The 24526-nt window shown below is 38.7% G+C and carries 23 protein-coding genes and 1 pseudogene; 17 read left to right on the top strand and 7 right to left on the bottom strand.

What is annotated here, in order from left to right:
- Positions 1–29: 29 nt before the first annotated feature.
- Positions 30–1361, bottom strand: coding sequence for a short-chain fatty acid transporter (locus tag ACY9Z2_RS13725; RefSeq protein WP_463610218.1), 1332 nt, complete (start codon positions 1359–1361; stop codon positions 30–32).
- A gap of 204 nt (positions 1362–1565) precedes the next feature.
- On the opposite strand from ACY9Z2_RS13725, the gene ACY9Z2_RS13720 reads away from it, so the two are divergent.
- From ACY9Z2_RS13720 to ACY9Z2_RS13690, 7 genes are all read left to right on the top strand, one after another.
- Positions 1566–2480 (top strand): nuclease-related domain-containing protein, encoded by a 915-nt coding sequence (locus ACY9Z2_RS13720; protein ID WP_463610217.1) that lies wholly within the window; start codon positions 1566–1568, stop codon positions 2478–2480.
- 517 nt (positions 2481–2997) lie between these two features.
- Positions 2998–3957, top strand: coding sequence for an N-acetylglucosamine kinase (locus ACY9Z2_RS13715; RefSeq protein WP_463610216.1), 960 nt, complete (start codon positions 2998–3000; stop codon positions 3955–3957).
- Positions 3958–3963: 6 nt separating this feature from the next.
- A complete protein-coding gene (locus ACY9Z2_RS13710) occupies positions 3964–4830 on the top strand; it encodes a MurR/RpiR family transcriptional regulator (protein ID WP_463610215.1) in 867 nt (288 codons plus the stop codon).
- 189 nt (positions 4831–5019) lie between these two features.
- Positions 5020–5928, top strand: coding sequence for an N-acetylmuramic acid 6-phosphate etherase (gene murQ / locus ACY9Z2_RS13705; protein ID WP_463610283.1), 909 nt, complete (start codon positions 5020–5022; stop codon positions 5926–5928).
- An 80-nt stretch (positions 5929–6008) separates the two neighbouring features.
- The gene (locus ACY9Z2_RS13700) at positions 6009–7340 is read left to right on the top strand and encodes an ABC transporter substrate-binding protein (protein ID WP_463610214.1); all 1332 of its coding nucleotides are present in this window, start codon (positions 6009–6011) and stop codon (positions 7338–7340) included.
- A gap of 443 nt (positions 7341–7783) precedes the next feature.
- Positions 7784–8677: a carbohydrate ABC transporter permease gene (locus ACY9Z2_RS13695; RefSeq protein ID WP_463610213.1), complete on the top strand. Its 894-nt coding sequence runs from the start codon at positions 7784–7786 to the stop codon at positions 8675–8677.
- 10 nt (positions 8678–8687) lie between these two features.
- Positions 8688–9527, top strand: a complete 840-nt coding sequence (locus tag ACY9Z2_RS13690) for a carbohydrate ABC transporter permease (RefSeq protein ID WP_463610212.1) — start codon at positions 8688–8690, stop codon at positions 9525–9527.
- Between the two features lie 306 nt (positions 9528–9833).
- On the opposite strand, the gene ACY9Z2_RS13685 is transcribed toward ACY9Z2_RS13690, so the two are convergent.
- The 3 genes from ACY9Z2_RS13685 to ACY9Z2_RS13675 form a co-directional block, all read right to left on the bottom strand.
- The gene (locus ACY9Z2_RS13685) at positions 9834–11090 is read right to left on the bottom strand and encodes an exo-beta-N-acetylmuramidase NamZ family protein (protein WP_463610211.1); all 1257 of its coding nucleotides are present in this window, start codon (positions 11088–11090) and stop codon (positions 9834–9836) included.
- Positions 11091–11153: 63 nt separating this feature from the next.
- Complete coding sequence (locus tag ACY9Z2_RS13680; protein ID WP_463610210.1) at positions 11154–13259, bottom strand: glycoside hydrolase family 3 protein; 2106 nt, start codon at positions 13257–13259, stop codon at positions 11154–11156.
- A 14-nt stretch (positions 13260–13273) separates the two neighbouring features.
- Positions 13274–14974 (bottom strand): serine hydrolase domain-containing protein, encoded by a 1701-nt coding sequence (locus tag ACY9Z2_RS13675; RefSeq protein WP_463610209.1) that lies wholly within the window; start codon positions 14972–14974, stop codon positions 13274–13276.
- Positions 14975–15175: 201 nt separating this feature from the next.
- Here ACY9Z2_RS13675 and ACY9Z2_RS13670 point away from each other — a divergent pair, with 201 nt between their 5' ends.
- Positions 15176–15301 carry a hypothetical protein gene (locus tag ACY9Z2_RS13670; protein WP_463610208.1) on the top strand — a complete coding sequence of 42 codons (126 nt, stop codon included), beginning with the start codon at positions 15176–15178 and terminating at the stop codon, positions 15299–15301.
- Positions 15302–15466: 165 nt separating this feature from the next.
- On the opposite strand, the gene ACY9Z2_RS13665 is transcribed toward ACY9Z2_RS13670, so the two are convergent.
- Both ACY9Z2_RS13665 and ACY9Z2_RS13660 read right to left on the bottom strand, forming a co-directional pair.
- Positions 15467–15772 carry a hypothetical protein gene (locus ACY9Z2_RS13665; RefSeq protein ID WP_463610207.1) on the bottom strand — a complete coding sequence of 102 codons (306 nt, stop codon included), beginning with the start codon at positions 15770–15772 and terminating at the stop codon, positions 15467–15469.
- Positions 15773–15789: 17 nt separating this feature from the next.
- Positions 15790–16248, bottom strand: coding sequence for a hypothetical protein (locus tag ACY9Z2_RS13660; RefSeq protein WP_463610206.1), 459 nt, complete (start codon positions 16246–16248; stop codon positions 15790–15792).
- Positions 16249–16422: 174 nt separating this feature from the next.
- On the opposite strand from ACY9Z2_RS13660, the gene ACY9Z2_RS13655 reads away from it, so the two are divergent.
- The 9 genes and pseudogenes from ACY9Z2_RS13655 to ACY9Z2_RS13615 all read left to right on the top strand — a co-directional run bounded on the left by ACY9Z2_RS13655 (position 16423) and on the right by ACY9Z2_RS13615 (position 22924).
- Positions 16423–16620, top strand: a complete 198-nt coding sequence (locus ACY9Z2_RS13655; RefSeq protein WP_463610205.1) for a carbon storage regulator — start codon at positions 16423–16425, stop codon at positions 16618–16620.
- Positions 16621–16689: 69 nt separating this feature from the next.
- Positions 16690–16896: pseudogene (locus ACY9Z2_RS13650) on the top strand (flagellin N-terminal helical domain-containing protein); the annotation flags it as partial.
- A 279-nt stretch (positions 16897–17175) separates the two neighbouring features.
- Positions 17176–18153, top strand: a complete 978-nt coding sequence (locus ACY9Z2_RS13645; RefSeq protein WP_463610204.1) for a flagellin N-terminal helical domain-containing protein — start codon at positions 17176–17178, stop codon at positions 18151–18153.
- A 324-nt stretch (positions 18154–18477) separates the two neighbouring features.
- Positions 18478–18612, top strand: a complete 135-nt coding sequence (locus ACY9Z2_RS13640; protein ID WP_463610203.1) for a flagellin — start codon at positions 18478–18480, stop codon at positions 18610–18612.
- A 448-nt stretch (positions 18613–19060) separates the two neighbouring features.
- On the top strand, positions 19061–20059 hold the full coding sequence (locus ACY9Z2_RS13635) for a hypothetical protein (RefSeq protein WP_463610202.1): 999 nt from the start codon (positions 19061–19063) through the stop codon (positions 20057–20059).
- 127 nt (positions 20060–20186) lie between these two features.
- Complete coding sequence (locus ACY9Z2_RS13630) at positions 20187–21071, top strand: HipA domain-containing protein (RefSeq protein ID WP_463610201.1); 885 nt, start codon at positions 20187–20189, stop codon at positions 21069–21071.
- Entirely contained in the window at positions 21068–21823 is a 756-nt protein-coding gene (locus ACY9Z2_RS13625; RefSeq protein ID WP_463610200.1) for an HIRAN domain-containing protein, read from the top strand. The genes ACY9Z2_RS13630 and ACY9Z2_RS13625 overlap by 4 nt, the downstream gene beginning before the upstream one ends.
- A gap of 180 nt (positions 21824–22003) precedes the next feature.
- Positions 22004–22192 (top strand): hypothetical protein, encoded by a 189-nt coding sequence (locus tag ACY9Z2_RS13620; RefSeq protein WP_463610199.1) that lies wholly within the window; start codon positions 22004–22006, stop codon positions 22190–22192.
- A 138-nt stretch (positions 22193–22330) separates the two neighbouring features.
- A complete protein-coding gene (locus ACY9Z2_RS13615; RefSeq protein WP_463610198.1) occupies positions 22331–22924 on the top strand; it encodes a Uma2 family endonuclease in 594 nt (197 codons plus the stop codon).
- Positions 22925–22970: 46 nt separating this feature from the next.
- On the opposite strand, the gene ACY9Z2_RS13610 is transcribed toward ACY9Z2_RS13615, so the two are convergent.
- Positions 22971–24476, bottom strand: a complete 1506-nt coding sequence (locus ACY9Z2_RS13610; RefSeq protein WP_463610197.1) for a Na+/H+ antiporter NhaC family protein — start codon at positions 24474–24476, stop codon at positions 22971–22973.
- Positions 24477–24526 lie beyond the last annotated feature (50 nt).

Raw genomic sequence — 24526 nt, 5'->3', positions numbered from 1 at the left:
ACTAAGAAAAAATAAGGAGCAACGATTCCTTAAAAGAATAATAGACCAATGGATATTGGAATAAAGCTCCAAAGTAAGATGACGACACAGAATCCCATAATATCTCGTACTTTTAAACCTGCAATAGCAAGTAACGGCAGTGCCCAGAAAGGTTGAATCATGTTTGTCCATGCATCACCCCATGCGACTGCCATAGCGGTTTTGGCCGTACTAGCACTTAGCTCGAGTGCTGCTGGAATCATAATTGGACCTTGGATAGCCCATTGACCGCCACCAGATGGCACGAAGAAATTCACGATTCCTGCACTAATGAAGGTGAAAAATGGTAGTGTAAAGTCATTCGATACGTTGACGAACCATAATGACATCTGCTCGGATAAACCGGATGTTACCATCATACCCATAATCCCTGCATAGAACGGAAACTGAATGATGATACCGCCAACGTTTTTAACCGCATTCGATACACTGTTCAAAAATCTCCTCGGTGTCCGATGAAAAATGATTCCTAAGAAAAGGAAAATAAAGTTTACGATATTAATATTTAAGTCAAATCCATTTGTAGCAAAGTGATAAATGATATAGGCAAGTCCAAATGCCCCAATAATGAGTGAGATAATTTGGCTATTTTCCAAACGATCTGCTGGCGTATTGGATGCTTCCGTCTGCTCGCCCTCTTTTTCTTCTAATGAATCGGTTTCCCATAATGAAGCATCCGTGTTTTGTAATGGATCTCTTGAGTTCATTAAGAATCTATTGAGAATGGGTAGTGATACGAGCAATGCGAATACGATAAATAGATTAAAACTACTAAATAATGTTTCGGTTACTGGTATGATCCCCATCGTGTCTTCAAGGAAATGCCCGTCCGTTGCAATCAGGAGCGGAATTGAGCCAGAAAGACCGCCATGCCACAGTAAAAATCCACTATACGCACTTGCCATTAATAAACGATAATCAACACTAGGCACACGTTTTGCTACATGAATTGCAAGTAAAGCACCGACAACTAACCCAAATCCGTAGTTGATCAAACAAGCAATGGCAGCAACAAACGTTACAAGCATAATCGCTTGTCCTGGAGTTTTTGCTAGTTTACTTATCTTAGTTAATACATTTTTTACAATAGGTGTGCTCGCCAGTATGTAACCGGTTACAACAATGAGCGACATTTGCATGGCAAAGGCAAGCAAGTCCCAAAATCCCGCGCCCCAATATTCGACCATCTGGATAGGACTACTATCTGTTAACCCGATGCCTAGTAGAAACACAACAATTGTCAAAATGATTGCAAATAAAAAAGCATCTGGTAGATAGCGTTGAACCATACGATCACAAAACGCTGTTAATGATTTTAACATTTTTTTCTCCTCCTTTTTAATCATTTATATTTTTTCGATGGACAAAGTATGAATTCCTGCTTTGGTTCGACAATTTACTCATGGTGGTATTATAAGTTATTGCGCTTTATTATTATTTTTTGTATAGTAGAAAAAAATGAAAGGAAGTGCTAAATAATAGATAATCAGCGTGATAAATTAGCTTACATAGCGCAGCTTGAAGCATTGAACAAAAGGTTAAGTCAGCCCCATAAAATAAAGGAATCTATTCAAGAAACACTTAAAAAGGAATTAAGCGGAATTAAGGGCGAGAATTCACTTCGATACTACCTCAACTTTTTACCCCCTGAAGAATACAGGATCCTCCACAATCTTCGAATAAACGATTCAAATGGATATTTTGAAATGGATACAATCCTTATATGCGAATGTTACATCCTAATCATTGAAAGCAAAAACTGGTACGGGTCAATATACTTTGACGGCGAAAAGCAAGTAATCCGTGTAGGTGATAATGGAGTAGAAGAAGGTTTGCCAAATCCAATTCCACAAGTGAAAACACAGCGTTTTCGTTTACAAAATTGGTTAAATCAAAATGATTTTCCCCAGATTCCAATACATTATTTTGTAGTGTTTAGTTCGCCGCGTACGATATTAAAACCTCTTTATCCAGACGAACCCATTCCAAAAGAAGTTATCCATGGAAACCGATTGTTATTTCAAATTGAAGAACTTGATAAGCAAATAAAATCGTCCTATCGTCAAAAAGATCTGCCCGAGATTATTTCCACTGCATTAAACAAGGCGCATTCCCCATCGAAGGTTAATATATTGGAAAAGTTCAGTCTTGACAAGAACGAGTTAACTGGTGGTGTGCAATGTACAAAGTGCATTGTCTTTCCGATGAGGCGGGTTTATGGAACGTGGCATTGCGGTGCATGTAATCATAAAGATAAATATGCGCATATTCCAGCCCTACAAGATTTTGGTTTGTTGTTTGGCAATGAAATATCGAATGAACAAGCGCGCGCTTGGTTGGAAATCGCCTCTCAGCACATCACGAAGGAATTATTGATTAAATACTGTCAATATAGAGGTAGTCACAAAGGCAGAAAGTACAAAATCCCGATAAAATACTGAAATTCACTGATATATTGTCAAACTTACTCGATAAAACGCAAAAGTTCCTGATAAAAGTGCGAAACTTCCTGATAAATTACCAAACCCACTGATAAATTCCACCCCTAGACAGACGACCCCACAATTCAAACACAAAAAAAGACCTTGACAGCTCATAAGGGGAGGTCAAGGTTAAGATGTTCCCGATACTGGTGAATGATATTCGGGGAGGGAACCCATTCACCGGGTAATTTATTGCTTACTCCCACTATAACGGTGAAGCAATATAGAAGTCTATACCACTTAAGTCACAAAAAACTTGGGAAACCTTGTAAAACTATGTCAAAAGTTGGAGGTAGGAAGTAGCCGCTTCCTGTTATAACGTCATAAAGTATAAAATAGGATAGACCCTATAAGCATTCACTATTATGGTCGAGGCGAATGCTGAGTTTCTCTAAAATTTAATTTTAAAAATTATTTGTTTGATTCGAAATAGTGGTATAGAATGTATTAAAAATAGACCAAGGACTGATTGGAAATGAGATATGTTATCGGAATCGATGGTGGGGGTACGAAAACGGAATGTCTATTAGCGGATGAAGAGGGTAATGTTGCTGCCAGTGCAATCGGTGGTCCAACAAATCCGAATGTTGTAAAACCCAATGTGATTCGCACTACGTTAGAGGCACTGTTACGTGATGTAAACAACCAAGCGATTACTGCCTTTTCAAAGGTGACCAACCTTTTTGCCGGGATGTCAGGAGCTGGTGAGGAAACGAATCAAAATGTAATAAAACAAATCCTTGTAGGGCTACTACCCCAAACTGTTACCGTAGACGTATATCCAGATCCGGTAAATGCACTTTATTCGGGAACCTTTGGGAAAACTGGAATTGTTCAAATATCTGGAACAGGTTCCATTACATATGGTGTGAACAATGAGCGTATGCACGATCGTGTTGGTGGCTGGGGTTTTTTATTTGGAGATGAAGGAAGCGGCTATGCTATTGGTAGGCAAGGAGTAACAGAGGCTTTGAAAGCTTTCGATGGACGTGGTCGGCAAACGATCATATTGGAAATGCTCTATGATCACTTCAATGTATCGACAGGACATGAACTCATTCGTACTATATATGCAGCTGATCAACCGAAAGAAAAAATAGCCCCGCTAAGTAAAATTGTGCTACAAGCCTATAAAAAACAGGATCCTGTCGCACAGAAAATAATTGCAGGTGTAGTCGACGACATCCAGACTAGCATCATAACGTTACATCGCAAACTCTTTCAACCGAACGAATCTGTAGAACTAGTCCTTTGCGGTGGCGTATTTCATGATAAACATATATTGCCTCCCTTAATTGAGAAGGCGATTGACCAGGAGATGATCACACTTGTTTTACCAGAAGTTTCGCCTGCAAAGGGATCACTCGTTGGGGCGTATTTATCCATGGGAAAAGAAGTCGATAATAATAGTATAGAAAATTTGAAAGCTAGGTGAGTAGTCGTGTCCCATAGTAAAGGTGGATTAGTGATTTTAAATGAAATGAAAAATAACCTGCCGCCATCTGAGCAGAAAATTGCACAATATATTTTAAATCATCCTGAGGAATCGATTCATTTAACTGCAGTGGCACTCGGTGAACAAAGTAAAACGAGTAGTGCGGCAGTAATACGGTTGTGTAAGTCGTTAGGTTTTAAAGGATTTCAGGAATTGAAAATTCGCGTGGCTGGTGATTTACAGGACGAAGCAACCCCGGGCTACCGTGACATTCAACCGAAGGAACCGTATAAAGCAATTATTGAAAAGGTTACCTCAAATACGGTCCAAACCTTAAAAGAGACGGTTGACATCATGAATATGGAAGATTTGAAACAAGCAGTCAATGCCCTATCTAGTGCGAGTTCCATTTCATTTATTGGTTTTGGCGCATCGCATATTGCTGCAAAAGATGCGGAACAAAAATTTCAACGGATTGGAAAGCATGCATTAGCTTTTTCAGACGTACATATGGCTGCAACTTTTATTGCAAATAAAGGACCAGCGGATGTTGTCGTAGGCATTTCTTTTTCAGGAAAAACTTCCGAAGTGGTCAAGTTACTAGAACTTGCTAAGAAAAAAAATACACGAACAATCAGCATAACGAAATACGGTAATACACCGCTAACCAATTTTTCTGACATTCAATTAAATACATCTGCTGCCAGGGAAGCTACGTTCAGAAGTGGGGCAACATCTTCTCGTATTGCGCAACTCCATGTAATTGATATTTTATTTATGTGTTTAGCTTCGGATGAATACGATAAAACAGTTAGTCACTTGGATGAAACGAGAGATGCGATTGCTTTTTTACGGGAAACGAAGAAAAAGTAACATGCTATTCATTTTGTGGAATATACTTTAGTGAAATGTAATTTTGTATATACTGAAATTTTATTACTAATATTTTAATGTTTCATTGACAAAATAATTCAATATGATTATAATAAAGCCAACTTCATAAAATTAAGATTATTTTAATTTTTGAAAGCGCTTAATTAATCAAAGGAGATAAAAATGCCAATGAAATTATCTGCTTTAACTACAGAACAACGAAATGAAAAGAGTCGGACACTCGATCAAATGTCCACAATGGATATTTTAAAAACGATTAATCAAGAGGATCGGAAAGTTGCGCATGCCGTCGAAAACGTTTTGCCACAGGTTGAAGTAGCAATAGAGCAAATTTGCCAAGCATTATCGAAGGGTGGGAGGCTGTTTTATGTAGGGGCAGGGACAAGCGGGAGACTTGGTGTCATTGATGCTTCTGAATGTCCGCCAACTTTTATGACACCACCAACGATGGTTCAGGCAATTATGGCAGGTGGATCTAGTGCATTTATTAACGCAGCTGAAGGTTCTGAAGACGATGAACTTCAAGGGGCAGAAGCTTTAAAAGAACGAAACGTCTCAAATAAAGACGTCGTTATTGGAATAACAGCGAGTGGACGAACTCCTTATCCAATCGGTGCACTGAAATATGCGAAAGGTGCTGGTGCCTATACCATCGGATTATCGTGTAATGAACATTCGATTATAAGTGATTATGCGGAGTGTGCTATTGAGGTCATTGTTGGACCAGAGGTTTTGACAGGGTCAACTAGGATGAAGGCCGCTACAGCCCACAAAATGATTCTCAATATGATTAGTACAACGACAATGGTGAAGCTTGGTAAGGTGTATGAAAATTTAATGGTCGACGTTCATGCAAGTAATTACAAATTATTGGAACGTGCCAAGCACACGTTAATGGAAATCACAGATGTATCATACGCGGAAGCAGAAAAAGTCTTGAATCAGACGAATCATGAAGTGAAACCAGCAATTGTCATGCTACAAGGTAAGGTTTCATACGAAGCAGCGAAACAAGCAATTAAAGAAAGTAATGGCTATGTTCGAGATGCAATTGATTTTGTTCATAAGCAACCTTAAGTTAGAAGCAGCATTGATAGTCTAGGAAACTATTAATGCGTTTCCTATAAATTTTATAAAATCAAAGGGGGAGAACAGTTTTGAAGAAGTTAGTTAAGGGACCTTTGTTTGTATTTATGGCATTTCTCATGCTTGCCTTTGTAGTTGGCTGTAACAATGATGAAGGGGACAGTGACTCCAATGCAAAGAGCAATGATGGGAAAATCAATGGTAAGCTTGAAATCCAGTATTTTGTTGGTGGATACGGAGATGCCTGGTGGAAGGAAGTAATTAAAGGCTTTAAGGAAAAATATCCTGATGTAGAAGTAGTGGAACATGCAGGGCCAAATATTAACGAAGAAATGAAAACGCGCTGGATTTCTGGAAATCCACCAGATGTGGTTTACATTGATGGGGCAGGTTCAAGTGAAACGCAAATGGTTGAAGATGGACAGTTGATGGATTTAACCGAATGGATTAAATCAGTGGAACTAGAAGATGGAACACCGCTAATGGATAGTTTCATTGTTCCACCAAGTGACTATGATGGAAAGATTTATAGTCTACCACTTGTTTTCGATACATGGGGAACTTGGTATGACAAAGCGATGTTTGAAGAAAACGGATATGAAGTACCAACTGATTTCGCAAGTTGGATGGAATCAATGGGAACCATTAAGGAAGAACAAGGTATGGCACCATTTACAACGACTGGTCAGTATCCATACTACTTCTTGCGAGGCGTGTTATATCCAGCATTCGCGTCAGTCGGTGGCGATGAATTATTAGCTGCTGTTATTGATGGAGAAGAAGGAGCTTGGACAAGTGACGAAGTTTTAGGTGTGATGAAGAAGGTTGAGGAAATGCAAAAAGCAGGCTACATTGATCCTGGATTTGCAGCACTTAGCCATACACAGTCACAAATGAATTTTATCCTTGGTAAAAATGCTTACATTCCAGTAGGATTCTGGTTGCCAAATGAAATGGCGAAAGATGTACCAGAAGACTTCGAATTTGGATTCATCCCTTCACCAATGAACGAAAAAGGTGAACCAATGGTGGTTGTTCCAGACTTACGACCGCTAGCAATTGCTAAGGAAGCAAATAATCCAGAAGCAGCAAAAGCATTCGTTGAATTTGCTTTCCAAAAAGAATACGCATCTAAGTTTGCTGAGTTAACTGGTGCATTGATGAATATGAAGGGTGTAGACATTGCTAGCAATGAAAATGTACCTGGATATTTAAAAGATGCTAACCAAATGATCAATAATCCGGAAAAAGTATCGATTCACCATAAGCCGCATCCAATGAGTGCTGATTTAGAAACACCAATCAGCGATGCATTAGTTGCACTGATGCTAGGTGAAATAAGTGCGGAAGAGTTTACTGAAAAAGCAGAAGCTGCAGCAGCAGAATATCGAAGTAATCAGTAATTAAACCAGGGATGTAATGGCAGGTTCCTGCCGTTACATCCTTTTCTATCATAGTATGGGAAACCTGATAGAAACGCTTTAAATATTGGGGTTGTACTTTATAACAGCAACGTTGATTTTCGCTGTGAGTAGTCAAACGCTGAAGCATTTGCCGACGTGCAGGCGGAATTGCAGTTAGCGGACTCACAATCCCTTATTTGTGAAAAATACGGGCAAATGATGCAGCTATCGGACTGAGGGTTCCTTATTTGGGTGAAAACGAGTAAATCTCATGCTTTCTTACCTGAATAAGGCATCCTGTGTCCGTTAAATCATAAAAACACGTCAAAAAAGGAAGATAAGGCATCCTCAGTCCGCTATGAAGAGTTAATAGACATTATATTCTAGAAAAAACTTCGGCATTCAGTTTTTTAAATCTTTTATTTTTGAAATGAGGGACTCAAATGGTTCAGTCCAAAAGTAAAAAAATTACGTTTCTCTTGTTCTGTTTGCTCCCTACACTGGTCGTTTTTGGGGTATTTACGGTTTATCCGTTGCTAAATGGTTTGTATTTATCATTTTTTGAATGGTCAGGAGCAGGCGGTGAAAAAGAATTCATCGGTTTGGAAAACTATAAAACATTATTGAATGACCCAATCATACCTAAAGCAATTTGGCATGATTATTTTTTGGTTATAACCAAAGTGATTGGAATTATGATTCTTGCTACATATTTTGCAGTTGCATTAACCCAGCTTCGAGTTAAGGAATCACCATTTTATCGAATTATTTTCTTTTTCCCAAATATCATGTCAGTAGTTGTTATCGGGATTTTATGGACATTTATTTTTAATCCAGATTTAGGATTAATTAACTCTGGATTACGAGCAATTGGATTAGAAAGTTGGACACGGCCTTGGCTTGGAGATATGGACTGGGCGCTGTCAGCACTTGTATTACCGTCTGTTTGGGCAGGTATTGGACTGTTCATGTTGCTACTGATGGGTGGTATCGCAAATGTTCCAAAAAGCATGTACGAATCTGCTGATATTGACGGTGCGAACAGCTGGCAGCAATTTTGGAAAATAACCGTTCCACTCGTTTGGCCGCAAATTAAGACGTCCATTTTGTACATCGTTATCACAACATTAAACGGTTCATTTATCATTGTTCAAATTATGACACGAGGTGGCCCGAACAACGCCACGCAAGTAATGGGTTCTTATCTGTATCAGGAAGCATTTAATGAATTTAACTTTGGCTATGGTGCAACAATTGGTGTCATGATCTTAATCTTGTCTTTAATTACTGTGCTAGTTTTACAGTTTTTATTGAAAAGAGATAAGGTTGAATATTAGGGGGGATAGCATGGCAAAGATAAGTAGTTTTTTATTGAAATCGGTCGTACGAATACCGCTAATATTGTGGTCTTTGGTTGTGCTATATCCAATTATTTGGATGTTTCTTGGGGCATTTAAATCAAACGGTGAAATTTTTGCTTCACCATGGAGCTTACCCGATTCATTCGATTTTGGAAATTTTGTAACTGCTTGGACAGATTACAATATTGGTTCTAGTTTTGTTAATAGTATTTTCGTTACCGTTTTAGGTACCACTTTATGTTTGGTGTTTGCGATTCCTACGTCGTACGCAATTGAACGAATTCGCTTTCGTTATAGCAAGGTGATGTTTAATACATTTTTATCGGCAATGATGATTCCGATGGTATTAGGCTGGATCCCATTGTTTTTCCTTTTGCTAGAGTTACAAATGCTAGATAACTTATGGGCGTTGTCGCTTGTTTATGCAGTAACACAAATCCCGTTTAGTATTTTTATTTTAACTAGTTTTATGAGTAGCATTCCGAAAGAGTTAGAGGAAGCGGCTGCCATCGATGGGATGTCACAGTACGGGATTTTATTGAAGGTTGTCACACCACTTTTGACAACAGGAATTATTACCGTTTCCATTATGAACGCAGTAACGTTTTGGAATGAATACTTTATGGCATTAATTTTCCTTCAAACGGAAGGTACCTACACGCTCGGACTTGCAATGGACCTGATGAACAGAGAAGCGCAATATACAAATGCTTGGGGCGCACTGTTTGCAGGATTATCGATTGCAATTATCCCAGTTATTATCGTTTACGCGATTTTCCAACGCTGGATTATTAAAGGAATGATGGAAGGCGCGTTGAAAGGGTAGAACTAAGTTCCACTGAGAAGGACCTCGCTACTGTGCGGGGTCCTTTGGTTTTTCTAACACTCTAGTGGTGTTTTTTGCGGACTCAGGATACCTTATTTGGGCAAATTCACTTGATTTCTTGAACTTATAGGACACAGGATCCTCTATTTGATGAGAAAAGGACAATTTTCCTTGGATTTACATGAAATAAGGTACCTGGTGTCCGATAACCTGTTCAAAATGCCTAAAAAAGGTAAAATAGCGGTACGTGAGTCCGCATAGAAAAATACGAGGCACTATTATTAAGTAGCCTCGTATTTTTTCATTTTAATAGAGTAAATACTGTTCGCGTACTTCTTTAAATTCTTCTAAATCTGCCTGCCATCTTTCTTTCATGGATGCTACTGAGTCACCATTCTCGATTGCTTCACGTACCCAGCCATTTCCGATAAGGTTATCAAAGAATGAAATACCTGCATTATTTTCTGCGCGGAACGCGAAATCTTCTGGGTACAAGTCATGGATGGACTTTACAATGTGGAGTCCAGTTACGACCGGTTCAAATGCATCTCGATCAGTAACGTGTATTTGAATACCATGACTTAGTGTGCCACGATGTTTCGAATATAATGGGGTAAAGGACGCTGCACGGAATGTTACACCTGGTAATTCCAATTCATTTAATGTCGCAGCTAGTTCCGTACTATTGATAAACGGTGCACCTATTAATTCAAATGGTCTTGTCGTACCGCGACCTTCTGAAACATTTGTCCCTTCAATTAACGCTGCTCCAGGATATACCAATGCAGTATTAAGTGTTGGCATATTTGGTGACGGCATTACAAATTCTAGTGGTAGATCCTCGTAATACATCCAGCGCTCCCAACTAGCCATTTCAACTACAGTTAAATCAGCCCCGATTCCAAATTCATTATTAAATAATTTTGCTAGCTCTCCTACAGTCATCCCATGTCGCAGTGGAATTGGATACTTTCCAATAAAAGAAGCGTATTCAGGCTCCAAAACTGGACCTTCCACTTTCACACCACCCAATGGATTCGGGCGATCTAGGACGATAAATGGTATATCATTTTCCTCAGCCGCTTCCATCGCTAAAGCCATTGTGTAAATGTAGGTGTAAAACCGAGTACCAACATCCTGTATATCAAATAAAAGTACATCGACATTTTCTAGCATTTCAGGTGTTGGTTTACGCGTTTCTCCATATAAACTGTAAACTGGTAAGCCTGTGTTTGGATCAATGTAGTATTCTACATAATCCCCAGCCTGCGCACTGCCACGCACACCATGTTCTGGACCATATAGTGCTGTTAAATTAATATCTGGATCATTGTGTAAAAGATCAACAATACTATTCATGTCTTGGTCCACACCAGTTGGATTGGTAATTAAGCCAACGCGTTTACCTTCGAGTAAATCTTTTTGCTCATCGAGTAAAACTTCCACACCTAGCTTAAACTTTTTAAACTGCCCTTTGTGTTTTCCATTATCATGAGCCGCTACCCCAGACATCGTGCTCAGTGCTAAAATAGCTATGATCGCTACCATTATAAATTTTTTCAAGATACGTTTCCCCTCTCCATTTTTGGTAAGCTACGGCTACTTGGAGCCGTAGCCTGGTACTATCTAATAACTCAATCCATGGCCATATTCGTATAAAACATCTCCGCTTAAGCCTGGGATTGTAACTGGTAATAAGCCAGTCGGGTCATTTTCTCCAAAGATGGTTGCTGCAGTTGCTTCAAAACTTGCGTCCCTAAAACCGTATTGCGCAATATACGAATCGATTATTGGATATGCCATGATGTCGTATGGATTTCGGATTCCCACACCGATTACCGGACTAGTTGTATTTTCAATGATTTGATTGACCATTTGCATTTGTGCACTGTCAGGGGATCTTCCACTCACGTTGTATGTGTACGTCCCGACGATTACGGTATCTGCGTTTTCAATTTTGTTAAGTTGCTCCTCATTTAATACACCGCTCGAACGGATAACTTCTGTATTTGCATGATGTGCTAAAATCGCTTCATGCAACGAGCTAACAAATGAATTTCCGACTACGACTACACGTTGATCTTCATCTAAATTTAATGGCAACGCGTTATCATTTTTCACAAGTGTGATCGATTTTTCTGCCGCTTCCTCTTCAATTTGTTTGTGTGCTTCAGATCCAACAACTTCTTTCGCGTTTGCCACTACCTCATTAATTGGAGTAGGATTTTCTTCCTTTATAATGCCGCGATTTACTTTCAACGTTAAAATTCGTTCAACAGAAGCTTCAATTCGTTCCATTGAAATTTCTCCAGATTCAACCGCATCATATAGACCATGTGCAACTTCTTCCAAGCCAACAGGCATTAATACGATGTCTGTCCCAGCTTTTACTGCACGAATTGCAGCATCAACGGAGCCGAAATGGTCCTGAATTGCTCCCATGTTCATGGCATCGGTAATAATGACACCTTCAAACCCCATATCGTCACGCATTAAGCCAGTCAACACCTTATGGGAAAGTGTAGCTGGTAATGAGATAAGTGTTCCGTCTTTTTTGGAAACAACTTTTGTATTATCAATCTTTGGAAACGTTACATGTGCAGTCATGATTGCATCAATTCCAGCGTCCATTGCTTGTTGGAACGGATACAATTCTACCTGTTTTAAGCGCTCCAGATCGTACGGAACTTCCGGAAGTCCAATATGGGAATCTACCGCAGTATCGCCATGACCAGGAAAGTGCTTGGCAGTTGCCGCAACTCCTGCACTTTGTAAGCCTTTTGTATAGGCAATTCCGAGCTTGGCAACCAATTCTGGTGATTCGCCAAATGAACGAACGCCGATTACTGGGTTATCCGGATTGTTATTTACATCCAAAACCGGTGCTAAGTTCATGTTAATACCTAAAGCTTGAAGCTCTTCACCAATTGCTTGTCCAACGTCGCCAGCAAGTTCGGCTGAACGAGTAGCTCCAAGCGCCATATTACCTGGCATGTCTGTTCCCGATTGTAGACGTGTTACGATTCCACCTTCTTGGTCAATTGTCATCAGTAAGCCATATTTTTCCGTCGCTTCTTGGTAGGCTGCGACTAATTTGGCTGTTTGTTCTGTCGTTACAACATTTTCCCTGAAAAGAATCACGCCGCCAAGATGATATTCTTTTACTAACTGTTCAATCTCTGGAAGCATTTCCGTAACGTTTTCACCTTCCCATTTACGGAAATCAGGCATTAGCATTTGCCCAACTTTTTCTTCCATCGTCATCCCTTCAATTGCATTTTCGATTATGTTATATTTGTCGCCTTGCTGTTTAACAACCTTCCCACTGAATGTAGGTTTACCCTTATCAGAAGATTTGTCAGGTTTATGGTCAACAGCGATCCGATCTTGAAGTTCACCGTTCGAAACAGTAATGAAGGAGCGGCCATTTTGCCCTGTGAACGTCACGGTTCCATCATCACTAACGGTTGCTACATTTTTGTTCGTGGCGTTCCATGTAAGGTCTTGGGAGGTCTTGGTAAAATGTCCGTCTTCATAAACATGGAGTGCTTGAAGTGTAACTTGGTTATTCTCCACATTTACCTTTGCTTCAGGAACGTTTTGAAAAATAATGAGATCCTTTACCTGATTTGTTTCGGCAGCAAATACAGCGCTCATGGAACCGCTAAGCTGACTACCGAGCATAGTAACGACGATAATCAAAAGCAGGGTCAATCGTTTGATAAGTTTCATAGTCATCCCTCCATTTAATAGTTTCGTTCCGTCCATTGATCTTTTTTGTCAAAATGTACAGGTGTAACTTTTCCACTAGCATCCTCGAGCTTTACGTTCGTTACATACCAGCCTCGTCCATTTGTCGATGAATCGGTTTGGTAACGGAAGCGAATGTAATTGGTACCTTCTGGAATTTGAACTTCTTTGGATACAAATTCTACACTGCTTCCAGTAAGTGCTTCACTTGCAAGTGACCAATTTACACCGTCCTCTGAAACCTCGACTAATCCTTGGTCATAGCCTTGTTCGATTCTATACCATGAATCAAAGGATAATGTAGTATTTGATTCAACCGATACCGTTGCTGTAAGTGAACTATTTAGTTTGTCCCCATATCCGGAAAACCATGCGTCTTGCCCCTTTGGTATGGCAACTGGAATAGCATCAGCAACTTGCCGAGCAAACTGTCGTCTAGCAGGGTTTGTCGAAACACCTTCACGAGTTGGATGAACAGTATTCGTAAGCAAAATAGCAATCGTGTCGTTGTTCAAATTAACGGCAATCGATGTACCGGTGTAACCCGTATGACCAATTGTAGAAGCCTCTGATAAGGCGTCCATATACCAGCCTTGCGCGAGCTCCCACCCTAATCCGTGCTCATCACCAGGGAATTGTGGAATTTGATTCTCAACAAGCAATTGGATGGTCTCGGGTTGTAAAATTTGTTTTCCGGCATATCTACCATCATTGACAAACATGTGCGCTAACTTTGCGAGATCACTTGCCGTTGAGAATACACCAGCATGACCTGCAACTCCACCAAGTGACCAGGCATTTTCGTCGTGTACTTCACCCCAGACGAGACCACGGTTTGTCCATGGTTGATATTCAGTTGCTGCGATTCGATCTTTTAATGATTTAGGTGGGTTATACATGGTGTCCGTCATATTGAGTGGTTCTAGAAGTGTGTCTTGTACGTATTGATCTAAGCGTTTACCAGATAGTCGCTCAATTAGTGCGCCTAGTGTAATCATGTTCAAATCACTGTACGTGTATGTTGTTCCTGGAGGATTGTCTAATGGATATTGAAATACATAGTCCAAACGATCTTCTCGAGTCTCACCAATTGTATAAAGTGGAACCCAAGCCTTAAAGCCTGATGTATGTGTCATAAGCTGTTTAATTGTTACATCCTCTTTGCCATTCTGCGCAAATTCTGGAATGTATGTTGCGACTGGATCATCTAATTCAAAGTAACCTTCCTCATATAATTTCATTGCAGCAGTTGTCGTAAAAATTTTGCTGAGTGAAGCAAGGTCAAAAATCGTGTCCTTCTGCATTTCAATTGGCTGATCTACCAGTTCACCACTGGGATTTTTGTACAAAAGTGCATGACCATAAGCTTCGTGCTGCACAATATGTCCACGTCTCGCAACAAATGTTACTGCCCCTGGCATCGCACCTTCCTCGATCAATCCGTTCATGAGTGGATCAATTTTGTCGAGCGGCGCTTGTCTTATCCCCGCACCTCGTGCTGAACCAGGATGAAGTACAGGAGACGTTGGTCCAGGTGTTCCCCAAGAAAAAACTGGATGAACCCTTTCTTGTACATTCTTCTTTTGCTGCTTTTCCATCGTTGGTGATTTTTCAGCATGTGCAGGCATTGTACTTGGAATAAGCATAGCCGACACAAGTATTGCTGAAAGTGAAATCGAAAACATTCTACCACGCATAGATTTCCTCCTTTACTAGATTTAATGTAAGGGCTTTCATTTAACATAATGATTCATAGTTATATAGATGTCTATACCACTTTTGGCATAAAAAACTTGGGAAACATTGTAGAAGTGTGTCTATTGATGGGGGTAATTGGTAGGAAAAGTCTTGAAACTATTTTTGTGTTCATACGTATTATTTTTAAAGGAGTGGTTTAAATGGGTAAGTCAGAAAAAGATTATTCGGAATTGGAAAAAAATAAATCAAAGAGAAGCCGAGTGGCAGAATGGATTGTAGATGGATTTGATTTGTTGATTCAGTTGGCAGGGGTTTTGTTAAAATAAATTGATTTACTAACTGGTCTCTGTAGGCATTCCATCGGCGAAATTCACACGACCATCGGCTAAATCTGGTGAATCATCGGCGAATGCAATCTAACCTACGGCGAAATTCACCAAACAACGGCGGAAAATGGGATTTCATCGGCATTTACGTTATATGTAAACCATTTAAAAGTGCCCCAGCCATCTCTGGTAATCTACTCTTTCAAGGTCATTTTCATTAATCAAATCCAATTCTCTCTTTGCTTGAAAAATTAATAGTTCTCGATCCAAGCTATTAAACATAGAAAAAATTTGTTGGTTTTTCTTGTGAAATTCATGAATTAATTCCGTAAGTTCATAATAAGGCAACTCACCAGACTCCCATTGCTTAAAAGACGCGTACAGCGGTTTAAGCTCCTTTTCTGTTACGTGCTTATGGTACATGTCCAATATTTCACGATCTCTTTTTCGTTCTGATTTTGACTTTTTCAAACAAATCACCCTTTCGATTAAAATGGAAGTTCTTCATCAATTATCTGTTTATTGGTCTTATCTTTGTTTTCAATATTATTATCTTCATCCTCTTTTTCCTCAATCTCATTCCACTGTTCCCATGTGATGCCAAACGGGACACCACTATTAGTATAGCCAGCAATGAATGCATATATATCATTACTATCTTCATCTATGTACCCTTCAGTTTCTAATTCTTTCTCAAGCTTTTGTTGTTCATTCTTTTCTTTTTTACGATACTGTTGTTCCTTTAACTTTTTCTTGTATTCTTTACTAATCTTGTACCCCAACGTTTCTAACTCCTTCACCGCTTTTGGTTTACCAACACCAAATTGTTTACTGTATCCTTTTACAAGATAGGTTGATAGCCAATCATTTGCCGCAATTAATCGTTCTTTTCGAGTAAGACCGTGCTGTTTTGAACTAGTTTTATGTTTTTTGCGTTTTTTCCCCATGATAATCACTTCTTTGTAAGGTAATTTTAAAGGTAATTCTTTGTATATTCAACGTCTATCTTAGAATGATAGATGGGTATGTTTATTTTTTTTGAAAAAATTTTTATCGAAAATAGTTAAACTTTCCAAAACGGTGCCGATATAAGTAATACATCATCAGGGAGGATGATAAGCTTGGCCTTAACGTTAGGGAGAAAGCCCGGAGAAAAACTCTATATCATTGATCCAAATGGCGAAAAGATTGAAATTGAGATTGTCAAAAGCGATCGAAATAGTCTAGAGGATTATATGCGATTACGAGTAAAAGCTCCACAGAATTACAAGGTTCTCAGAGGAGAGCTGTACACAGAATTTGATAATAACTCAAATTAAGAGTTGTTATAGATGCGAGCCATAAGGATGTGACTCGCAAAAAAAACACTTACATGGAGGTAAGGAAAAATGAGAATTAATCACAATATTGCAGCACTTAACACGTACAACCAGTTAACAAAAAACCAAGGTGCAGCTTCAAATTCATTAGAAAAGTTGTCTTCAGGACTTCGTATCAACAGTGCAGCTGACGATGCAGCAGGTCTAGCAATTTCTGAAAAAATGCGTGGACAAATCCGCGGATTAGAGATGGCTAGTAAGAACGCTCAAGACGGTAGACTAGAAATGCCGCTCTAAGTAGTAATGCTTAGATGAAAACTCCGTGAATTCGGTGGAACCCCAAACCAAACTTAGCAGTGTGGATGGTGGGCAATACCGAGCCAAGCCTAATGAATTGGTTAAAAGTAATTAGGAAGGTGTAACGATCAGGTGGTGAGGATCCATACCGATAACCCACCCACGAGCGCGGGGCATCCTAACCAGGGATGAAGATATGATCTGAACTTTATGGAAACATAGAGAAGCAACGGATAAACAACCATTGCGATAACAAATTTGATTTCTTTAATTCAAACTGCTGAAGGTGCATTAAATGAATCACATGCAATTTTACAGCGTATGCGTGAATTGGCTGTACAAAGTGCCAACGATACAAATACTGATTCAGATCGTGCTGAGTTGCAGAAAGAAGTAGATCAACTAGCACAAGAGCTATCACGTATTGGGAACAACACAGAATTCAACACTCAGAATCTTTTGGACGGTTCGTTCTCAGGAACATTCCACATTGGTGCAAATGAAGGACAAAACCTTTCAATAGATATTTCTGATATGAGATCCACTTCATTAGGTGTTACTGGCGCAAATGTATCCGTTACGGAAACTGCTACAACAGTTACAAATACAAATGGTTCATTTTCAGATGGTTCATATACTGTAGAAACACGTGATGTAAGTGGTACTGAGACTTATTTCTTGGTCGATGGTGCAGGTAAAGATGTAGCAAAAGGAACTGATGGTTTAACATTTACAGCAATTGAAGACACAACTAGTACTGATTTAATAACTTTCTCTGATAAAGTTACTTCAGGTTCAGTGACTGTTTCTGGTTCTGAAGCTACTGCAACAACTCTAGCAACTAATAATGGACTAGCAGCAGGGACTTATACCTATGATTCTTCTAACAGTGCACTTTTAGACGCTAACGGTAATGTAGTTGCAACTGATTCAGCAACAGCAGGAACTTTTGTTGCAATGGACGGTACAACTGAACTGTTTAAAGTTTCAGATGCTTTGGCTGATGGGGACACTGTAAAAGTAGGCGGAACTAATATCTCTACACAATCTGCAGCTGACAACGCAATTACAACCATTCAAAATGCAATTGATACTGTATCAGCAGAACGTGCTAAACTTGGTGCATACCAAAACCGTTTAGATCACACTATCAATAACCTAGGAACTTCTGCAGAGAACTTAACTGCTGCAGAATCACGTATCCGTGACGTTGATTATGACTTAGCTGCTGCATAAGCGGTAACAGTCACAGTCGTCCTAACTGGTAACGGTTAGCGATTACGATCGGGTGAATTGCTGGAAACCCCTTAAGCTTTCTTCTCCACAACGTAGCTGGAAACGGCAAGCGTGATGGATTGAAAAGAAGAGAGATTGGGCAATCAAGCAGCCAAGCGCCTGTGGCGAAAGCCTGGCGAAGGTTCAACGACTAGAATAGACCACCTAACGTGAAAACTATGGTGATGAAATTCGTAGGTGAAAGAAGTACTGTAAGAGCTTCTGAATCCGAAGTGCCCGACCCCTACTAAAAAACTAGAGGGTGAAGATATAGTCTAGTCATTTGTGAAAGCAAATGTTCGCACGATGGCGAAAGAAATGATGGCGTTCACTAAGAATAACATCCTTACTCAAGCAGCACAAGCAATGCTAGCTCAAGCGAATAGCGCACCGAACGGAGTTTTACAACTTCTAAGGTAATATTCGCAGGGCGTCTGACTTGGTAACGAGTTAGAGGATAACTGGGTGAATTGCTGGAACTTCCTAAAGTGTTTTGTACCACAACGTAGCTGGAAACAGCAACCGTGAGGGTTTGAAAAACAAAACAATGTACCAATGGATAATCAGCAGCCAAGCGCCTTTGATGAAAATCTGGCGAAGGTCCAACGACTAGAATGTACTGCCTAACGGGAATCCTATGGCAATGAGATTCGTAGGGTGATAAACTATCATTCGAAGTGCCCAGCCCCTTTGAAATGAAGGGTGAAGATATAGTCTATTCTATGATCGAAAGACATAGCGGCAAAGCAAGCCAACCAACAACCACAAGGAGTTTTACAACTTCTACGTTAATCTTATTATTCAAAGAGGACTTCAACTACTTGGAGTCCTCTTTAATAAATTGAAAGGACAATATTTTATGCCCACCATGCAAAAAAATGATTATTTTACCATTAGAACCACAATCGATAAATCTACTTTTGATATTTCATCTCCTTTTTATGCTTTAGTAAGTAAAAATTTAAATTCCTTAACTATGAATCTTAAATGTTTGGAGATTAACACTTACATGAGAGATGTATATAAGTTGGGTGAATATTATTTTAATCAGATTACAAAGGCGATTTCAAATGGTAATTCATATACGAATTATATTTCAGTCCACAATGATCTAATACATCTGCTATTTCCTTTTATTAAAAAACTAAGAGGGCATATAAACCCCTATTGCCCTATACTAAATCAGTCACCTTTATCTGTTGTGGGGAATGGTTTAAAAGGGAATGAAAGTTTAATTAGAGCTTGTACACCTGAAAGAAAAAAGGATATTTCATCATCATATGGAGAGGGATTAGGATATTCGTTATTTTTAGAATTACCAAATGTATCACATCTAGGTATTTTTAAAATCTCAAATGGAAAAAGGAAGACTCCAGACTTTCTTGTTGTAAATAACATGAAGAAAGTGTTAATGGCATCGGAAATAAAATCTACTATAAATGAAAAAGCTAGCGATCCAAAAATGCAATTAAATCATCTAAAACCTGATATTATTGGATTGGGTGTACAAGTTGTATTTAACAAAGGCCAAAAACCTATTGATATTATCTTAAAAGACCCGGAATATGAAATGAGAGGCTCCATTTTCCCAGCAATTTACGTAAAAGTTGCAATTATGGAGAGTATAATAAAGCAAGGTGAGATTGACATCCCTTTATTTCAAAAAGAACTTGAACAGGAAAATGAAATAATTGACAGACTAAAATCTCTAATAAAGTATAATAAAATCAAACAATTCGACATTAATCATATTGTTAATGACAACCAACTGATAAGTAAGGATAATGAAATAAACAGTTTTCTAGATCATTATTTTTCTTATGATATAGATAATCTAAAATGGCGGATCTTGGATATATTGAACTGACAATAAAGGAATCAAAAATGTTTATATAAAAATAACATGCATTTGTAATTCAAAAGTATTATAATATTTGTATTAATTGTTACCAAAAGTTGGTACGCATAAGTTGAATTGTTAGGGTGGGTAAAGAATGCTTGATGTTTCACATTGGGAATTTGTTGGACATGGTGAATTTAGTACCCTAAAAAAAGAGGAATTGTACTCCCCTGATTATGTTAGATATTTGATGAAATACCCTAGAGAATTTGTAGATAGGGTTAATTGGGAGGATCTTAATGAAATAATCGCTACAAAGGTAGCTAATCTGTTAAATATGGAATCTGTTACTGCTCAAATTGCAGTTCGTAATGGAAATAGGGGTTGCCTGATGCGGAATTTTGTTGATGAACATGGAGCGCATTTTGGAGAAGTCGGTGCCGCTTTACTCAAATCTGAACTGGAATCAGAGTATAATGAACTCCAACAATCCAATGGTAATTCTGCTGCATTAATAAGTATGGCCTTTGATATACTTAATGAGTTTAGTTATTTTCCAAAAATTAAAGAAAAGTTCATTGATATGCTAATCTTTGACATATTAATTGGTAATCAAGATCGTCACCCGCATAATTGGCAAATACTTTTTAAAAATGATACATATTCCTTTGCACCTATTTATGATAATGGCGCATCACTTGGATGGCAATTGGATGATAGCTTACTTGAAATATACATAAAAAATGAATCAAAAATGAATCAGTTCTTCAAAAAGACACGAGTAAAAGCTGGTATGTTAAGTAACACAACACCGAAGATAAAAATTAAAGATTTAATAATGGCGCTACATTCTTCATATCCTGATGAACTGTTTCGCTCAATAAAAAAGCTTGAAGAATTCGATTTTAGGGAATACAATCGATATATAAATGATGTACCTTTAATATCTGATGTTAGAAAAGAATTCTTAATTAAATATGTTTTATTTAGAAGGAATAAAATTCTTGAACTTATACGAAAGGAGGATGAAATAGAATGACCATTTTTAAATCACTTATAGTCATGTGGCAAAATCCATCAACGACAGCTTACTATCATATTGGTACCTTGACATTCGATGGAGAAAAGTATCAATTTTATTATACACATCACAAGGACGCCCCCCGTAAAGTAGGTGATGCTTTAAGAAATGGTTATATTCTGCATCCTGCCTTTGGGGAAATGAAGAAAACATATCAGTCCAATGAATTATTTGACGCATTTAATCGTCGTATTCCATCAAATAAACGGGAGGATTATGCTGAAATACTTGAGAATCTAAACCTTGATTCGAATGCTGATCGAATGGATATCTTGAAAGCTACTAGAGGAAAACTACTTGGTGATGCCTATTCTTTTGAAGAACCATTAGTACTTTCGGATAATCAACTGTTAACTTCGACCTTCTATGTTAACGGTATGCGTCACCGAAATTTAAATAGTAATTGGTTTGAAAAACTTAAAATTAATGAAGGATTAACGTTACAATTAGAAGAAGATAATGAAAAGGATTCTAAGGCTGTAAAAGTTTTATCTGTTAATGGTGTACACTTAGGTTATGTACCTGGCGTTTATGCTGATGCGATAAGTTCATTAATCAATCAAAATCTTAAACCGATGGTTACGATAAAGAAAGTCCGTCCCAAAGCCCCACCTCAATGGTGGTTACAAGTTCATTTTGAATGCTTAATTCCGACTGTAACTGAAGATTTTAAAAACGATTTTGATAGTCTTTTTATTCAAGTTGCATAATGATGAAGGAGATCCATAATTGGATCTCCTTTTAACGTCACTAATCGGACATATGGTTTTTGTATTATAAGTAATGCATTTCTTTTGGTTTCTCCGTAGTAGGTTTTGCATCTTCACGCACACAACAACTACTTTTAGGATAATCGAAAAGGGGCGCTATAGAAAGGAGTAGGCGAAAAAATGAGCGAAAATGAAACTAGTCTAGTATACAGAATATTGAAAAGCATAACTGCAGGAAGGAATCAAGATGAATTATCAATAGAAGCGGATAATACCCCATTAAGCAATGACGAGAAACGTGCTCTAGCAGAAGTAATTAAGGAGGATACGGTAGACTGGGAGGAATTAAAGCGTGAGATTGACTTTTAAAAAAAGAAGCGTAAACGCAAGAAATAAAACATAAAGATGAAATCTACATAACCTTTCCACAATTTTGAAGAAAAAGGACTCTCACCATTATAATATATAGACACAACCCAATAAAAACCCCAAAAAGGAAGTGGTCCCATGGATAAAAAGAATAAGCACGGCAAAGTGCATGAGCAACCGCTAACCTATTCCGATTACGCAAACCTTCCAGACGATGGCACAAGATACGAACTCGCTAATGGCGTTTTACAAGCAATGTCACCAGCACCACATCCGATACATCAGCTGGTCAGCCAAAATATAGTTAATTCTATAACACAAGGTTGTCAAGATGATTACATCCTTTTCTACGCCCCAATCGATGTTATTCTGTCTGAAGTTGAGGTCCGTCAACCAGATATCGTTATGCTTCACAAAAGTAAATTTGATTTAGTCACAAATCGTGGTATTGAAGGCAGTCCTAATCTAGTTGTTGAAATTCTATCCCCTTCTTCTATCAAGCGTGATAGAAAAGATAAATCTGTTACCTATGCAAAATTTGGTATTACCGAATATTGGTTAGTTGATCCATACCAAAAAGCGTTAGAACAATATCTTTTAGTTGATGGTAGCTATGAATTGAATGAGGTTTATACAAATAACCTACCTATTCGTTCATCACATGTTCCTTGTGCTTCCTTTTCAATGGAAGCTATTTTTGCCGACATCCCCAATTTTCCAAACATAAACTAACCACCCTAACAACAAAGTTAAGGTGGTTACAAATAACATCTTTATCCTAAAAAAACCCAACAACCAAAAACAACACACCTGCAATCCCTGCACCAACCAGTGCGTACGGTAACTGCGTATTAATATGCTCCATATGATCGCTTCCTGCACCAATCGAAGACATCAAGCTGGTGTCGGAAATTGGTGAGGTGTGGTCACCAAATGCTCCACCAGAAAGTACTGCAGCTGCGGCTAATATTGGGTCTCCGCCTGTTGCAGTCATCAACGACACTGCAATTGGCATCATGATTGCCCATGTACCGAAAGATGTTCCCATCGAGAATGAAACAAATGCCGAAATAGCAAATACTGCGAATGGGATGATTGCAGATGGGATGACACCGCCAGCGGTTTCACCAATAAAGATTGCTGCGCCAGTTCCTTCTGGTGCTGCCGCTCGCATTACATCTCCTAGTGTTACGGCTAAAATAATAATGACGCCACCTAGAATAACGCTTTTACTTCCTTCGAATAATTCGTTGGAAAACTCTTTCGCCGACATAAGTTTTTTACTCGTATATTTGAAGAATGCAATGATAATTCCAATTGAGAAACTGATAATAAGCATCATGTTTCCGCCAAACGGTAAGGCAGGTAAATCAGTAAAATATGGGAACGTGTAACTCCACAATCCTAATACAATAAGAATGAGAACAGAAATTCCAAGTGGTACTACCATATCAGATGCTGTGCCGTTTTTTACATTTTCTACTTCTTCAACCGTGTCTTGTGCTTCACCGGTTGCTGCAATTTCTTCCCGTGTTGTTTCCTGTAGTTTTTGAGCCTTTAATTCAGATTTTTTCATCGGTCCAAAATCCTTTAGCTTCCCTGAAGCAAAAAGGAATACCATAATCAAGATAACGATATTGTAAAAATTATATGGAATGGTTTGGACAAGCCCAGCGATTGGATCGTCCACACTTTCGATGTTATCAACCATTAATGCCCCCATGAACGCAACCCAACCAGATATAGGTACGATCGTATTAATTGGTGAAGCGGTTGAATCTAAGAAAAAGGCTAGTTTTGCCCGTGATACGCGCATTTTATCGTAAATTGGGCGAAAGACTGTTCCTGTAGCAAGTGAACTGAAATATGCACTGGTAAATAGCGAACTTCCCATTAATGCGGTTGATACTTGTGCACCTTCCTTTGATTTAACCTTACTAGCAAGCCATTGACCAAACGCATAGGCTCCACCAGATTTATTCAGTACGCCTATGAAGGCACCAAGTAATAAAACAATAATGACAAGTTCAGCCCGACCAGCATCTTTGACAAGACCCATGCCATAGACGCCTTCTTTCGGATTTGCTGGATGTCCAGTAATCGCTCCAAATAAATTTACAATCGAAAATACGATGGAATGAATGACTCCGTTTACGCGTGCATCCACCATGATTGTGCCGATTAGAATCCCGGCCATCAGTGATGGAACAACTCGCTTCGAAGTAATCGCGAGTGTCAATGCAACGACAGATGGTAATAAAGACCAAATTCCAAAGTGATCCATTGTTTCTCCTCCCCTGTGAATGAATTGTAAGATTTCTCTAAATTCTTATT

The sequence above is a fragment of the Virgibacillus sp. GM2-2 genome (assembly GCF_055329585.1).
This window is presented reverse-complemented; position numbering and strand designations above follow the sequence as displayed.